At 60.2% G+C, this 15,342-nt stretch carries 12 protein-coding genes; 9 read left to right on the top strand and 3 right to left on the bottom strand.

Annotation, left to right across the window (positions count from 1 at the left end):
* Nucleotides 1-55: 55 nt before the first annotated feature.
* From ACRC4F_RS05580 to ACRC4F_RS05565, 4 genes are all read left to right on the top strand, one after another.
* The gene (locus ACRC4F_RS05580) at nucleotides 56-529 is read left to right on the top strand and encodes a MarR family winged helix-turn-helix transcriptional regulator (RefSeq protein ID WP_438658441.1); all 474 of its coding nucleotides are present in this window, start codon (nucleotides 56-58) and stop codon (nucleotides 527-529) included.
* Entirely contained in the window at nucleotides 526-1,995 is a 1,470-nt protein-coding gene (locus ACRC4F_RS05575) for an efflux transporter outer membrane subunit (protein ID WP_438658440.1), read from the top strand. Before ACRC4F_RS05580 ends, ACRC4F_RS05575 begins: the two co-directional genes overlap by 4 nt.
* Before the next feature lie 15 nt (nucleotides 1,996-2,010).
* Nucleotides 2,011-3,213 carry an HlyD family secretion protein gene (locus tag ACRC4F_RS05570; protein WP_438658439.1) on the top strand — a complete coding sequence of 401 codons (1,203 nt, stop codon included), beginning with the start codon at nucleotides 2,011-2,013 and terminating at the stop codon, nucleotides 3,211-3,213.
* 239 nt (nucleotides 3,214-3,452) lie between these two features.
* Nucleotides 3,453-4,982, top strand: coding sequence for a DHA2 family efflux MFS transporter permease subunit (locus tag ACRC4F_RS05565; RefSeq protein ID WP_438658438.1), 1,530 nt, complete (start codon nucleotides 3,453-3,455; stop codon nucleotides 4,980-4,982).
* Nucleotides 4,983-5,167: 185 nt separating this feature from the next.
* Here ACRC4F_RS05565 and lpxH read toward each other — a convergent pair whose 3' ends face one another.
* Both lpxH and ACRC4F_RS05555 read right to left on the bottom strand, forming a co-directional pair.
* Nucleotides 5,168-5,920, bottom strand: a complete 753-nt coding sequence (gene lpxH, locus ACRC4F_RS05560) for a UDP-2,3-diacylglucosamine diphosphatase (protein WP_438658437.1) — start codon at nucleotides 5,918-5,920, stop codon at nucleotides 5,168-5,170.
* Nucleotides 5,917-6,423: a peptidylprolyl isomerase gene (locus ACRC4F_RS05555; protein WP_438658436.1), complete on the bottom strand. Its 507-nt coding sequence runs from the start codon at nucleotides 6,421-6,423 to the stop codon at nucleotides 5,917-5,919. The genes lpxH and ACRC4F_RS05555 overlap by 4 nt, the downstream gene beginning before the upstream one ends.
* A gap of 249 nt (nucleotides 6,424-6,672) precedes the next feature.
* On the opposite strand from ACRC4F_RS05555, the gene ACRC4F_RS05550 reads away from it, so the two are divergent.
* Entirely contained in the window at nucleotides 6,673-8,373 is a 1,701-nt protein-coding gene (locus ACRC4F_RS05550; RefSeq protein WP_438658435.1) for a glutamine--tRNA ligase/YqeY domain fusion protein, read from the top strand.
* Nucleotides 8,374-8,390: 17 nt separating this feature from the next.
* On the top strand, nucleotides 8,391-9,773 hold the full coding sequence (gene cysS, locus ACRC4F_RS05545; protein WP_438658434.1) for a cysteine--tRNA ligase: 1,383 nt from the start codon (nucleotides 8,391-8,393) through the stop codon (nucleotides 9,771-9,773).
* Between the two features lie 217 nt (nucleotides 9,774-9,990).
* Here cysS and ACRC4F_RS05540 read toward each other — a convergent pair whose 3' ends face one another.
* The gene (locus tag ACRC4F_RS05540) at nucleotides 9,991-11,823 is read right to left on the bottom strand and encodes a sigma-54-dependent Fis family transcriptional regulator (protein ID WP_438658433.1); all 1,833 of its coding nucleotides are present in this window, start codon (nucleotides 11,821-11,823) and stop codon (nucleotides 9,991-9,993) included.
* Nucleotides 11,824-12,287: 464 nt separating this feature from the next.
* On the opposite strand from ACRC4F_RS05540, the gene ACRC4F_RS05535 reads away from it, so the two are divergent.
* Genes ACRC4F_RS05535 through ACRC4F_RS05525 form a run of 3 tightly spaced genes read left to right on the top strand, consistent with a single transcriptional unit; the run spans nucleotide 12,288 to nucleotide 15,342 of the window.
* Nucleotides 12,288-13,382 carry an ABC transporter ATP-binding protein gene (locus ACRC4F_RS05535; protein WP_438658432.1) on the top strand — a complete coding sequence of 365 codons (1,095 nt, stop codon included), beginning with the start codon at nucleotides 12,288-12,290 and terminating at the stop codon, nucleotides 13,380-13,382.
* Complete coding sequence (locus tag ACRC4F_RS05530) at nucleotides 13,382-14,479, top strand: ABC transporter ATP-binding protein (protein WP_438658431.1); 1,098 nt, start codon at nucleotides 13,382-13,384, stop codon at nucleotides 14,477-14,479. The genes ACRC4F_RS05535 and ACRC4F_RS05530 overlap by 1 nt, the downstream gene beginning before the upstream one ends.
* A complete protein-coding gene (locus ACRC4F_RS05525) occupies nucleotides 14,476-15,342 on the top strand; it encodes a carbohydrate ABC transporter permease (protein WP_218439436.1) in 867 nt (288 codons plus the stop codon). The genes ACRC4F_RS05530 and ACRC4F_RS05525 overlap by 4 nt, the downstream gene beginning before the upstream one ends.

The raw sequence follows: 15,342 nt of genomic DNA, 5'->3' as shown, positions 1-15,342 counted from the left end.
TAGGCAGTAACATCTCGTCATACATTCTCTGCCTAGGCAGCTAATTGGTGGCCAGATGAAACACTTCACCCCGGACGAATTCCACACGTGCCATCTCGGCCTCCTGCTCGGGCGCGCTGCGCTGCTCAAGGACCGGATCATCGACACGCACATGGAGCCCCACGGCATCACCGCCGCGCAGTTCAAAGTGCTGATCATCATGGCCCAGTTCGGCGTCGATACGCCGGCCGAGCTGTGCCGTCACTTGTCGCTGGACAGCGGTTCGATGACCCGCATGCTCGACCGTCTGGAACAGAAAGGTTTCCTCGCCCGCCAACGTTCCGAGGCGGATCGCCGTCAGGTGCAACTGGTGCTCACCGAGCAAGGCCAGCAATTGACTGACCGCCTGCCGGAGATCGGCGCCGACGCCATGAATGAACTGGCCGGTGCGATCACTCCGGAAGAACTGAAAACCCTGGAACAGATCCTCAAGAAAATGCTGGTGGCAGCCGGTGACTCGATCACGCTGCTGCGGGTAGGTGACAAATGAGCAGTAAGACCTTGCGTGCCGGCCTCAGCCTGGTGCTGGCGGCCATGACCCTGGCCGGTTGCGCCAGTTACAGCGGCCTGAATACCGAAGGCGTCAGCCTCGAGGCGAAAAACCTCAAGGCCGGGCATTCCCTCAGTGGTGTGACCCTGTCGCCCGCCGCCTGGCCGAAAAGCGATTGGTGGAAAAGCCTCGGCGACCCGCAACTCGATGGCTTGATCCGCGAAGCCCTGCACGACAGCCCCGACATGCAGATCGCCGACGCCCGCGCCCACCAGGCCAGCGCCGCCGCCTATGCCGCCGACGCTGCGCGCATGCCGACTCTCGATGCCAGCGCCGGTGTCAGCCGTTCGCGTCTGGCCCGCGATCAAGACCCGAGCGGGCAGGGCGGTACGTATTCCACCGTGCGCAACATCGGTGCCGTTTTCAATTACAACTTCGACCTCTGGGGCGGTCAGCGCGATGCCTGGGAAGCCGCGTTGGGCGAGGCCCGTGCTGCCGAAGTCGATCAGCAGGCTGCGCAGCTGACCTTGTCTGCCGACGTCGCCCGCGCCTACAGCGACCTGGGTCAGGCGCACATCGTCTATGACCTGGCCAACGAAGACCTCAAGCGCACCAAGCAGATGCTTGATCTGAGTCAGCGCCGCCTGAGCTCGGGGATCGACAGCCAGTACCAGTTCCAGCAAACCGAAAGCCTGGAAGCCAGCTCCGAAGCGAGCCTGATCGACGCCGAAAAACGCCTGCAAAGCGCGAAAATCGCCTTGGCCGTGCTACTCGGCAAAGGCCCGGATCGCGGCAATGAAATTGCCCGGCCGAAGATTCTGCAAGCCAGCGTCGTGGCGTTGCCGTCGGTATTGCCCGCCGAATTGCTCGGTCGTCGTCCAGACCTGGTCGCCGCTCGCTGGCGGGTCGAGGCGGCGAGCAAAAACATCGATGCCGGCAAAACCCAGTTCTACCCCAACCTCAACCTGAGCGCCGCGGCCGGTGCCGAGTCGTTGCTGGGTGACGCGATGTTTGGTTCGGCCAGCCGTTTCTTCAACGTTGCGCCGACCATCTCCGTGCCGATCTTCGACGGCGGCCGCCTGCGTGCCGACCTCGATTCCCGCGACGCCGATTACGACCTCGCGGTGGCGCAGTACAACAAAAGCCTGGTGAAAGCGCTGGGTGATGTCAGCGACACCATCAACCAGTTACGCGACATCGGCCGGCAGATCGGGGCGCAGCAACATGCCACCGACATTGCCCAGGATTCTTACAACACCGTGGTCCAGCGCTACGGTTCCGGCATCGGTAACTACCTGGACGTGCTCAGCATCGAGCAGCAATTGCTCCAGGCCCAGCGTCAGCTGGCCAACCTGAACGCCGAGCAGATCGACCTGTCGATCCAACTGATGCAGGCGCTGGGCGGCGGCTTCCAGGGCGAAACCCTGACCGCGGCCAACGCACTCCCAGCCACGCAGCACAACTAATTCAAGGTATTTGTCATGGCCACTGCCGATACACCTCAAGCCCCGGACAGCGCTCAAGACACGAGCAATCCGCGTAAACGCAAAATCATGCTGGTCGCCCTGGCGATCGTGGTCATCCTCGCCGGTGTCGGCGTCTGGGGTTATCACGAATTTTTCGGGCGCTGGAATGAAAGCACCGACGACGCCTATGTGAACGGCAACGTGGTGGAAATCACCCCGTTGGTCACCGGCACCGTGGTCAGCATCGGTGCCGACGATGGCGACCTGGTCCATGAAGGCCAGGTGCTGATCAACTTCGACCCGAACGACGCCCAGGTCGGTCTGCAAAGTGCCCAGGCCAACCTGGCCCGCACCGTGCGTCAGGTTCGCGGCTTGTACAGCAACGTCGACGGCATGAAAGCCCAGGTCAACGCCCAGCAGGCCGAAGTACAAAAGGCCCAGGACAACTTCAATCGCCGGAAGAATCTCGCCGCTGGCGGGGCGATTTCCCAGGAAGAACTGTCCCACGCACGCGACGACCTGACCTCGGCGCAAAACGCACTGGCCAACGCCAGGCAGCAACTGAAAACCACCAGTGCGCTGGTGGACGACACCGTGGTCTCGTCGCATCCAGACGTAATGGCGGCGGCCGCGCAGTTGCGTCAGGCCTACTTGAACAACTCCCGCAGCACCTTGATCGCGCCGGTCACCGGTTATGTCGCCAAACGCTCCGTGCAACTGGGCCAGCGCGTCCAGCCGGGGACGGCGCTGATGGCGGTCATTCCGCTGGATCAGCTGTGGATCGACGCCAACTTCAAGGAAACCCAGCTGCGTGACATGCGTATCGGTCAGCCGGTGGACATCGAGGCCGATCTGTACGGCAGCGATGTGAAATTCAGCGGCACCATCGACAGCCTTGGCGCCGGTACTGGCAGCGCGTTTGCCCTGCTGCCGGCGCAGAACGCCACCGGTAACTGGATCAAGATCGTGCAGCGGGTGCCGGTGCGGATTCACATCAACGCCGAAGAACTGGCCAAGCATCCGTTGCGGGTGGGCCTGTCGACTCAGGTCGATGTGAACCTGCACGACCAGAGCGGCCCGGTGCTGGCGCAACAGCCGCCGCAAAAGGCCTCGTTCAGCACCAACGTCTACGACCGTCAGTTGGCCGAGGCCGACGCGATGATCACGCAGTTGATCCACGACAACAGCGCAGCGGTCAGCAAAACCGTGCAGCGCTGACACCGATCCTGCAGGAGCGAGCTTTTGTGGCGAGGGGATTTAGCGAAACGTCGCACCGCCCCGTTGGGTCGCGAAGCGGCCCCAAAAGCTTTGCGACTGCTTCGCAGCCGAACGGGGATAAATCCCCTCGCCACAAAAGCTTATCCACCACACAAGCTCTCTTGCCACAAAAGCTCGCTCCCACAAGGTCAGCTGCGTCTTAACAGGCGTGGCGCCAATCAGGTTTCAAAGGATTCGCGATGAGCAATAACGCGTCATTCACGCCGCCCAGTCTGCTGCTCAGCACCATCGGCCTGTCGCTGGCGACCTTCATGCAAGTGCTGGACACCACCATCGCCAACGTGGCGCTGCCGACGATTTCCGGCAACCTGGGCGTGAGTTCGGAGCAGGGCACCTGGGTGATCACTTCGTTTGCGGTGAGTAACGCGATTGCGCTGCCGCTGACCGGTTGGCTCAGCCGGCGCTTTGGTGAAGTGAAGCTGTTTCTCTGGGCGACCATTCTGTTTGTCGTCGCCTCGTTTCTCTGCGGCATCTCGACCTCGATGCCCGAGCTGATTGGCTTCCGGGTGCTGCAAGGCCTGGTGGCGGGTCCGTTGTACCCGATGACCCAGACGTTGCTGATTGCGGTCTATCCGCCGGCCAGGCGCGGCATGGCCCTGGCGTTACTGGCGATGGTCACAGTGGTGGCGCCGATTGCCGGACCGATCCTCGGCGGCTGGATCACCGACAGTTACAGCTGGCCGTGGATCTTCTTCATCAACGTGCCGATCGGCGTTTTCGCGGTGATGGTGGTGCGCCAGCAGCTCAAGGCGCGTCCGGTGGAAACCAGCCGTCAGCCGATGGATTACGTCGGGCTGATCACCTTGATCATCGGCGTCGGCGCGTTGCAGGTGATCCTCGACAAGGGCAACGACCTGGATTGGTTCGAGTCGAACTTCATCCTCATCGGCGCGGCCATTTCAGTGATTGCGCTGGCGGTGTTCGTGATCTGGGAAATGACCGACAAGCACCCGGTGGTCAATCTGCGGCTGTTCGCCTACCGCAACTTTCGCATCGGCACGATTGTGCTGGTGCTGGGTTACGCCGGGTTCTTCGGCATCAACCTGATCCTGCCGCAATGGCTGCAAACCCAGATGGGCTACACGGCGACGTGGGCGGGGCTGGCGGTGGCGCCGATCGGGATTCTGCCGGTGCTGATGTCGCCGTTTGTCGGCAAGTACGCGCACAAGTTCGACCTGCGGCTGCTGGCGGGTCTGGCGTTCCTGGCGATTGGCTTGAGCTGCTTCATGCGCGCCGGATTTACCAATGAAGTGGACTTCCAGCACATCGCCCTGGTGCAGCTGTTCATGGGCATTGGCGTGGCGCTGTTCTTCATGCCGACCTTGAGTATTCTGATGTCGGACCTGCCGCCGAGCCAGATTGCCGACGGCGCGGGCCTGGCGACGTTTTTGCGGACTTTGGGTGGTAGTTTCGCGGCGTCGTTGACGACGTGGATCTGGATCCGTCGGGCGGACCAGCATCACGCCTATATGAGCGAAAGCATCAGTACTTATGAGCCCGCGACCCGTGAGGCACTGAATGCGCTGGGCGGGCCGAGCAACCCGGCGTATGCGCAGCTGGATCATGTGCTGACCAGTCAGGCGTACATGCTCTCCACCGTGGATTACTTCACGTTGCTGGGGTGGGCGTTCATGGGCTTGATCGTGATTGTGTGGCTGGCGAAACCACCGTTTGCGGCGAAGGCGGGGCCTGCTACCTCCGGCCATTAAGGGTAAGGCTCAGGATCGAGCCCTCACCCTAACCCTCTCCCAGAGGGCGAGGGGACTGACCGAGTTGTTTTTTTGAGTTACATCGACCTGAAAGCCCGAGTCGAACTCAGGTCTGGAAAATGATGGAGATCGGCTCCCTTTCCCCCTCTCCCCACTGGGGAGAGGGCTGGGGTGAGGGGGGGCTCTCAGCCGTTTGGCAAAGCCAGCTGTGGCGGCGGGGCGAAGTCGAACGGCGCCAACGCAAACCCGTTCTCATCCACCTGCAACGCCCAACCCTGACGATCCCAATCCCCCAACACAATCCGCTTGGCCGCTTGCTCGCCAATCTGCAACTTGTGGATGGCCGGGCGATGGGTGTGGCCATGGATCAAGGTCTTCACGCCATAGGCCTGCATGATCCGCGGCACTTCTTCCGGCGTGACATCGACAATGTCGTTGGCCTTCATCCGCGTCTGCGCGCGGCTTTCGCTGCGTAGCTTGCGCGCCAGATTATGCCGCGTGCGCAACGGCAAGTGCCGCAGGATGAACAGGGTGATCGGGTTGCGCAGGTAGCGACGCAGCTTCATGTACGCCTCGTCGCGGGTGCAGAGGCTGTCGCCGTGCATCAAAAGCACCGGCTCGCCGTTGAGCTGCACGACACTCGGGTCCTTCAACAACGTGCAGCCGGCCTGTTTGCAAAAGGCCTGGCCAAGCATGAAGTCGCGATTGCCGTGCATCAGAAAAATCGCCGTGCCGCTGTCGCTAAGATCGCGCAGGGCCTGGCAGATGGAACGCTGGAACGGCGTCATGGCATCGTCGCCAATCCACGCCTCGAAAAAGTCGCCCAGAATGTACAGCGCACTCGCCGAGCGGGCGCGTCCGGCGAGTAAATCCAGAAACGCCCGGGTAATGTCCGGGCGCTCCTCTTCCAGATGCAAGTCTGAAATCAGCAGTATCACGCTTCGATGATCTCGGCTTTCTCGATGATCACGTCTTCTGCTGGTACGTCCTGGTGGCCGGACTTCATAGTGGTGGAAACACCTTTGATCTTGTCGACAACGTCGGTGCCTGCAACGACTTTGGCGAACACGGCGTAGCCCCAGCCCTGGGTGGTCTTGGCGCTGTGGTTCAGGAAGCTGTTGTCAGCCACGTTGATGAAGAACTGCGCGGAAGCCGAATGCGGCTCCATGGTGCGGGCCATGGCCACGGTGTACTTCTCGTTCGGCAGGCCGTTGTCGGCTTCGTTCTGGATGCTTGGGCGCTTGTCTTTCTTTTCTTTCATGCCTGGCTCGAAACCGCCGCCCTGGATCATGAAGTTACCGATGACGCGGTGGAAAACAGTGTTTTCGTAGTGACCGGCTTTGACGTATTCGATGAAGTTGGCAACGGTCAGCGGTGCCTTTTCAGCGTTCAGTTCCAGGACGATGTCGCCATGGTTGGTGGTCAGTTTGACTTGGGTCATGATCGGTACTCTTGGATGAATTCGTGGGTTTCAGGGCGTTACTGCCCCCAACCGGTCCGGCCGTTGAGGGCCGAGTTGCGCAGTTTAGCGCGACAGCCGCCAATTTCGAGGCTGTTTTTCAATTGCAGCCGATTAAATGCAGCCGTTTTCGGGCCTGCTCTGTCAGCGACTTGGCGGCTTCGGCTATGATAGCGGCTTTGTTTTATCAGGCCCGTCTTCCGGCCGCGCACTTGTACGTTCAAGGATCCTATGAGCAAGCCCACTGTCGACCCTACCTCGAATTCCAAGACCGGCCCTGCCGTGCCGGTCAATTTCCTGCGCCCGATCATCCAGGCGGACCTGGACTCGGGTAAGCACACGCAGATCGTCACCCGTTTCCCGCCTGAGCCCAACGGCTACCTGCACATCGGTCACGCCAAGTCGATTTGCGTGAACTTCGGCCTGGCCCAGGAATTTGGCGGCGTTACCCACCTGCGTTTCGACGACACCAACCCGGCCAAGGAAGACCAGGAATACATCGACGCGATCGAAAGCGACGTGAAATGGCTGGGCTTCGAATGGTCGGGCGAAGTGCGCTATGCCTCGCAGTATTTCGACCAGTTGCACGACTGGGCCGTCGAGCTGATCAAGGCCGGCAAGGCCTACGTCGACGACCTGAGCCCTGAACAGGCCAAGGAATACCGCGGCACCCTGACCGAACCGGGCAAGAACAGCCCGTTCCGTGACCGTTCAGTGGAAGAAAACCTCGACTGGTTCGCCCGCATGCGTGCCGGCGAATTCCCGGACGGCGCACGCGTGCTGCGGGCCAAGATCGACATGGCCTCGCCGAACATGAACCTGCGCGACCCGATCATGTACCGCATCCGTCACGCGCATCACCACCAGACCGGTGACAAGTGGTGCATTTACCCGAACTACGACTTCACCCACGGTCAGTCGGACGCCATCGAAGGCATCACCCACTCGATCTGCACCCTGGAGTTCGAAAGCCACCGTCCGCTGTACGAATGGTTCCTGGAGAACCTGCCAGTGCCGGCGAACCCGCGTCAGTACGAGTTCAGCCGTCTGAACCTGAACTACACGATCACCAGCAAGCGCAAGCTCAAGCAACTGGTCGATGAAAAGCACGTTTTCGGCTGGGACGATCCGCGCATGTCCACGCTGTCGGGCTTCCGCCGTCGTGGCTACACGCCAGCGTCGATCCGCAATTTCTGCGACATGGTCGGCACCAACCGTTCCGACGGCGTGGTTGACTTCGGCATGCTTGAGTTCAGCATCCGTCAGGACCTCGACGCGAACGCCCCGCGCGCCATGTGCGTGCTGCGTCCGTTGAAAGTCGTGATCACCAACTACCCGGAAGACAAGGTCGACAACCTCGAGTTGCCGCGTCATCCGCAGAAAGAAGAACTTGGCGTGCGCAAGCTGCCGTTCGCCCGCGAAATCTACATCGATCGCGATGACTTCATGGAAGAGCCACCAAAAGGCTACAAGCGCCTGGAGCCGAACGGCGAAGTGCGTCTGCGCGGCAGCTACGTGATCCGTGCCGACGAAGCGATCAAGGACGCCGATGGCAACATCGTCGAACTGCGTTGCTCCTACGATCCGGAAACCCTGGGCAAGAACCCTGAAGGCCGCAAGGTCAAAGGCGTTATTCACTGGGTGCCGGCCGCCGCCAGCATCGAGTGTGAAGTGCGTCTGTACGATCGCCTGTTCCGCTCGCCGAACCCTGAGAAGGCCGAAGACAGCGCCAGTTTCCTGGACAATATCAACCCTGACTCGCTGCAAGTACTCACTGGTTGTCGTGCCGAGCCTTCGTTGGCCAATGCACAGCCGGAAGACCGTTTCCAGTTCGAGCGCGAAGGTTACTTCTGCGCGGATATCAAGGACTCGAAACCCGGTGCTCCGGTATTCAACCGTACCGTGACCTTGCGTGATTCGTGGGGCCAGTGATTCAAGGAACCTCTAAAGTGCTTTCGATCTACAACACGCTTACCAAGAGCAAAGAAGTCTTCAAGCCGCTGGATGGCAATAATGTGCGCATGTACGTCTGCGGGATGACCGTGTACGACTACTGCCACATTGGCCATGGCCGCAGCATGGTCGCGTTTGACCTGGTGACCCGCTGGTTGCGGTTCAGCGGTTATAACCTGACGTATGTGCGCAACATCACCGACATTGAAGACAAGATCATCAATCGGGCCAAGGAGAACGGCGAGCCGTTCGACGTGCTGACCGAGCGCATGATCACCGCGATGCACGAGGATGAGGCGCGCCTCAATATCCTCAAGCCGGACATGGAACCACGGGCCACCGATCACATCGCTGGCATGCAGACCATGATCCAGACCCTGATCGACAAGGGTTACGCCTACGCCCCGGGCAATGGCGACGTGTACTACCGCGTTGCCAAATTCATGGGCTACGGCAAGCTGTCGCGCAAGAAGATCGAAGACCTGCGCATCGGCGCGCGGATCGAAGTGGACGAGTCGAAACAGGACCCACTGGACTTCGTGCTTTGGAAAGGCGCCAAGCCGGGCGAGCCGAGCTGGCCTTCACCATGGGGCGACGGTCGTCCGGGCTGGCACATCGAATGCTCGGTGATGTCGACCTGCTGCCTGGGCGAAACCTTCGACATTCATGGCGGCGGCAGCGACCTCGAGTTCCCGCACCATGAAAACGAAATCGCCCAGAGCGAAGCGGCCACCGGCAAGACCTACGCCAACGCGTGGATGCATTGCGGCATGATTCGCATCAATGGCGAGAAGATGTCCAAGTCCTTGAACAACTTCTTCACCATTCGCGACGTGCTGGAAAAGTACCACCCGGAAGTCGTGCGTTACCTGCTGGTGTCGAGCCACTACCGCAGCGCGATCAACTACTCGGAAGACAACCTCAAGGACGCCAAAGGCGCACTTGAGCGTTTCTACCACGCGTTGAAAGGCCTGCCGAACGTGGCGCCGGCTGGCGGCGAAGCGTTTGTCGAGCGTTTCACCCAGGTGATGAACGACGACTTCGGCACGCCGGAAGCGTGTGCCGTACTGTTCGAAATGGTGCGCGAGATCAACCGTCTGCGCGAGAGCGATCTCGATGCGGCGGCCGGTCTGGCGGCGCGCTTGAAGGAATTGGCCAGTGTGTTGGGTGTGTTGCAGCTCGAAGCTGATGACTTCCTGCAGGCCGGCGCTGAAGGGCGGGTGGATGCGGCTGAGGTTGATGCGCTGATTGCTGCGCGTCTGGCGGCTCGTGCGGGTAAAGACTGGGCCGAGTCCGACCGTATCCGCGACCAGTTGACCGCGATGGGCGTGGTGCTGGAAGACGGGAAGGGTGGCACGACCTGGCGTTTGGCTGACTGATTGCTGCATTTGCTACAAACAAAACCCGCCTTGTGCGGGTTTTTGTTTTTGGGTTTCGCTTTAGTGCTGCGATGACTGGGCTGGCGCCATCGCGAGCAGGCTCGCTCCCACATTGGATCTTCGCTAAGTTTGAGTTCTGTGTACGTCACAAATCCTCTGTGGGAGCTAGCCTGCTAGCGATGGTCTCAAGTCGAACACTGCAAGTGCGACTACCTTGTCATTCCGACTGGCGCAATCGCTTGTAGAGGGTATTGCGGCTCACACCCAGCCTGCGGGCCAAATGCGAGATATTCCCCCCTGCCGCCTGCAACTGCCTATTCAAATCCTCCACATCATTCAAATCCACCGCCAGCGGCTCCGGCGAATCCACCGGTTCCATTTCCAGATCGACAAAAAAATCATCCGGCAAATGCTCCGGCCGCACCGGTTGTTCCTCGGCCATGGCCAGTGCCACCTGCATCACGCTGCTGACTTGCCGTAAATTCCCCGGCCACGGGTGACGGCCGAACAACTCCATCACCTCTCGACTCAACCCGGCCCACTGCGATGGCTCGCGATGCTGTTCCCACAGGCGCTTGAACAGCGCCTGCTTGTCGCTGCGTTCCCGTAGCGGCGGCAATTCCAGGGTCAAACCGCCGATCCGGTAATATAGATCCTCACGAAACCGCCCCAACTGCACCTGCTCACGCAACGAGCGATTGGTGGCGGAGATGATGCGGATGTCCACCGGGAACAACTCGCTGCTGCCCACCGGTTGCACGCAACGTTCCTGCAACACCCGCAGCAACCGCGCCTGGGTCGGCAACGGCATGTCACCGATTTCATCAAGGAACAGCGTGCCCTTGTCGGCCTTGCGGATCAGCCCGATGCTGCCTTTCTGATTGGCGCCGGTGAACGCGCCTTTCTCGTAGCCAAACAGTTCGGATTCCACCAGTTCGGCGGGGATCGCTGCACAGTTGACGGCGATGAATGACTGTTTGCTCCGGGAGCTGGCCTGATGCAAGGCTTTGACGAAGACCTCCTTGCCGACCCCGGTTTCCCCGTGGATCAACAGCGGAATGTCTTTTTCCAGCAAGCGCTCGGCCTGACGCGCGGCTTTTTCCACGCGACTGTCGCCGAAATGCAGGGTATTGAGGCTGATCGAGGTGGGGCCAGGAACCGCCGGTTCCACAAAGACTCGGGCTTGAATCGGCACCTGTTTCGGCCGTTTCAATACGCACTGGAAGCGGTTGCGCCCGGAGGCTTGTAGCGCAAAGGGCAGGCCTTCTGGCTGGTTCAGCAATTCCAGCAACGACACCTTGAACAGGCTCTCGACACTGACCCGCGACAGGCTGATACCCAGCAGATTATCGGCTCGGCGGTTGGCGGACAGCACCTGACCGGTTTCATCGAAGATCAGCAGGCCGGCCCATTGGCTGTCGAGGTTGTTCAACCCGGTGTTGAAGGTCAGTTGAAAATGCTGGCCGTGGAAGAGGTTGAGGATCAGCCGGTTTTCCACGGTTTGGCTCATCATCTTGACCATGCCGAGGGTGTGTGACGGCGGCAGGTAGCTGTCGCTGGACACGTCCAGCACCGCGATCACCTTGCGCTCGGCATCGAAAATTGGCGCGGCGGAACCGGTCATGAAGCGGTTGGCCTTGAGGAAATGTTCATCGTGTTCGATGTGCACCGCCTGTTCGCAGGCCAGTGCAGTGCCGATCGCATTGGTGCCGCTGCAACGCTCCATCCAGCTGGCGCCGGCGGTGAAACCGCGGGTCAGGCTCGGCTCGATAAACCGCTGGGTACCCCAGGACGTCAGCACCTGGCCCTGATTGTCGGCCAGCATGATCAGGCAGTTGGAGTTGCTCAGGATGTTTTCGTAATAGGGCAGGACTTCCTGATGCGTGGTCTGTACCAGGGAATGCTGGCTCTCCAGCAACCGGGCGATGTCCTCGGCCGGCAGTTGGTCGAACGCCGGTGCGCTTTGATGGTTGAGGCCAAACGCACGGCATCGGGACCAGGAGTCCTGGATGATGGCGTCGTGGGAGAGCGGCGAGGCAGGTGCGGCCATGGCAGTCGATCTCTGAGCATTATTATTTTTGTTATGAGTAAACGCGTTGTTTGTTTTTACGTGACGCCAGTGTCTGACGCCATCTATGTAGCAGCTGGCGAAGCCTGCGTTCGGCGACGCAGTCGTCGTGAAATCAGGCTTTGCGGTGTATCAGGATCACCGCGTGTACAGGTTTTACGACGACTGCGTCGCCGAACGCAGGCTTCGCCAGCTGCTACACGACCGCGGGGAATTCGGATAATCGTGTCACAAAACCATCCGTAGAGTGTTGTTCACTATTGTTCATTGTCAACGGGTGGATTGTTCAATTGTTCAGTCACGGTTGTTCATTTCTGTTCAGCAACGAAAGCGGTTCTGTCACCTTTCCGAAGATTTTCAAAGCAGATCAACAGCTTGCAATTTCTGGCATGAAACTCGCTCTGTAGCTCCGGTCGCTTGACTCCAAATAATAAAAAGGCCGAGCCATGTCATTAACCCTGGAGCACGTCAGCCGTACCGTCGAGGGCCAGACCTGGATCGACGATGCGTGCCTTAGTTTTGAACCCGGATCCTTCAACGTTTTGCTCGGGCGCACGCTGTCCGGCAAAACCAGTCTCATGCGCCTGATGGCCGGCCTGGACAAGCCCGACAGCGGCCGCATCCTGATGAACGGCGTCGACGTCACGCAGCGCCCGGTGCGTTTGCGCAACGTGTCGATGGTTTATCAGCAGTTCATCAACTACCCGACCATGACCGTGTTCGAGAACATCGCCTCGCCCTTGCGCCAGGGCGGTCTTTCCAATGAGCTGATCCAGAGTAAAGTGCTGGAAACCGCGAAGATGCTGCGCATCGAGAAATTCCTCCAGCGCTATCCACTGGAGCTCTCTGGCGGTCAGCAACAGCGCACCGCGATGGCCCGGGCGTTGGTCAAGGATGCCGAGCTGATCCTGTTCGACGAGCCGCTGGTGAACCTCGACTACAAGTTGCGCGAAGAACTGCGTCAGGAAATGCGCGAGCTGTTCAAGGCCCGCCATACCATAGCGATTTACGCCACCACCGAACCCAACGAAGCGCTGGCCCTGGGCGGCACCACCACCATTCTTCACGAAGGCCGGGTGGTCCAGAGCGGCAAATCCTCCGAGGTCTATCATCAGCCACAAACGGTGCTGGCGGCGGAGCTGTTCTCTGAGCCGCCGATCAACCTGATGCCGGGCCGCATCGCCGGCAACGAAGTGAGCTTTGCCAATTTCGTGCACTTTCCGTTGAACGTAGACCTGCGGCCAGTGGGCGAGGGCGAGTTCCGCTTCGGCGTGCGCCCCAGCCATATCTCGCTGGTGCCGAGCAACGACGATGACCTCGAACTCGCGGTGACCGTCGAGGTGGCCGAGATCAGTGGTTCGGAAACCTTCCTGCACGTGCGCAACGAGCATTTCCTGTTGGTGCTGCATTTGCCCGGCGTCCACGAATACGACGTCGATGCGCCGATCCGGATCTATATTCCGACCCATAAACTGTTTGTGTTCGATGCGCAGGGGCGGCTGGTCCAGGCGCCCGGTCGTCGTATCGCGAGGGTTGCCTGATGGCTGAAATCCGTTTGCAGAACCTCGCCCACAGTTACACCCGCACGCCGACCGGCCCCGAGGATTATGCGATCCGCGAGATGGACCATGTCTGGGAGCAGGGCGGTGCTTATGCCTTGCTCGGGCCTTCGGGCTGCGGCAAATCGACCTTGCTCAACATCATTTCGGGGTTGCTCAGTCCGTCCCAGGGCCACGTCCTGTTCGACGGCAAAGCGGTCAACGACCTGACGCCGGAGAAGCGCAACATCGCTCAGGTTTTCCAGTTTCCGGTGGTCTACGACACCATGACGGTGTTCGACAACCTGGCGTTTCCGCTGCGCAATCAGGGCATGGCCGAGGCGAAAATTCACACCAAGGTGCGGGAAATCGCCGAAGTCCTCGACCTTCAGGCGCTGCTGAGCAAAAAGGCCAGCAACCTCACCGCCGATGAAAAGCAGAAAGTCTCCATGGGCCGTGGGCTTGTGCGCGACGATGTCTCGGCGATCCTGTTTGATGAACCGCTGACGGTGATCGACCCGCACCTGAAGTGGAAACTGCGACGCAAGCTCAAGCAGATCCACGAGCAATTCAACATCACCATGGTCTACGTCACCCACGATCAGCTCGAGGCTTCGACTTTCGCCGACAAGATTGCGGTGATGTACGGCGGCCAGATCGTGCAATTCGGCACGCCGCGCGAGTTGTTCGAGCGGCCGAGCCACACCTTTGTCGGCTATTTCATCGGCAGTCCGGGGATGAACCTGATCGAGGTGCAGCCGCAACCGGGCGGCGTCGGGTTTGCCTCGACGCATCTGCCTTTGTCTGACGCGCAACAGCAACGCATCGCCGAGTCGGAATGGCAAACCCTGAAGGTCGGCATCCGTCCGGAGTTCGTGCACGTGTGGGACGAGCCGTTCGAGGACGCGATGCAGGCACAAGTCATACACGTCGAAGACCTCGGCACCTACAAAATCATGACCCTGAACCTCGACGGCGCCCCCCTGAAAGTGCGCCTGGCCGAAGACAAGCCAGTGCCTGAGGGAACCGCATACATCAACTTCCCGGCACAGTGGCTGATGGTTTATGCCGATGATTACCTGCTGGAGACGCAGCCATGAACAAGGTGCAGAACAACAAGGCCTGGTGGCTGGTCCTGCCGGTGTTTTTGCTCGTGGCGTTCAGTGCGGTGATCCCGATGATGACCGTGGTCAACTACTCGGTGCAGGACATCTTCGACCAGTCCAGCCGCTACTTCGTCGGTGCCGACTGGTACAAGCAGGTGCTGCTCGATCCACGGCTGCACGACTCGTTGCTGCGCCAATTCATCTATTCCGCCTGCGTATTGCTGATCGAAATCCCGCTGGGTATCGCCATCGCCCTGACCATGCCGACCAAGGGCCGCTGGTCATCGCTGGTGCTGATTATCCTGGCGATTCCGCTGCTGATCCCGTGGAACGTGGTCGGCACCATTTGGCAGATCTTCGGTCGGGCCGACATTGGCTTGCTGGGTTCGAGCCTCAATGCGATGGGCATCAGCTACAACTATGCTGCGAACACGATGGACGCCTGGGTCACCGTGCTGGTGATGGACGTCTGGCACTGGACCTCGCTGGTGGCGCTGTTGTGTTTCTCGGGGTTGCGGGCGATCCCGGACGTGTATTACCAGGCGGCGCGGATTGATCGGGCATCGGCCTGGGCAGTTTTCCGACACATCCAGCTGCCCAAGCTCAAGAGCGTGTTGCTGATCGCGGTGATGCTGCGGTTCATGGACAGTTTCATGATCTACACCGAACCGTTCGTACTCACGGGCGGCGGGCCGGGCAATGCCACGACTTTCCTCAGCCAGACCCTGACGCAAATGGCCATCGGGCAGTTCGACCTCGGCCCCGCGGCGGCTTTCTCGCTGGTGTACTTCCTGATCATTCTGTTGGTGTCCTGGCTGTTCTACACCGCCATGACTCACTCTGACGCCAACCGCTGA

Origin of the sequence: Pseudomonas sp., assembly GCF_051660785.1 — a bacterium.
Taxonomy (GTDB): Bacteria; Pseudomonadota; Gammaproteobacteria; order Pseudomonadales; family Pseudomonadaceae; genus Aquipseudomonas.
The sequence above is the reverse complement of the archived record's forward strand: the minus strand, read 5'-3'. Positions and strand labels throughout refer to the sequence as shown.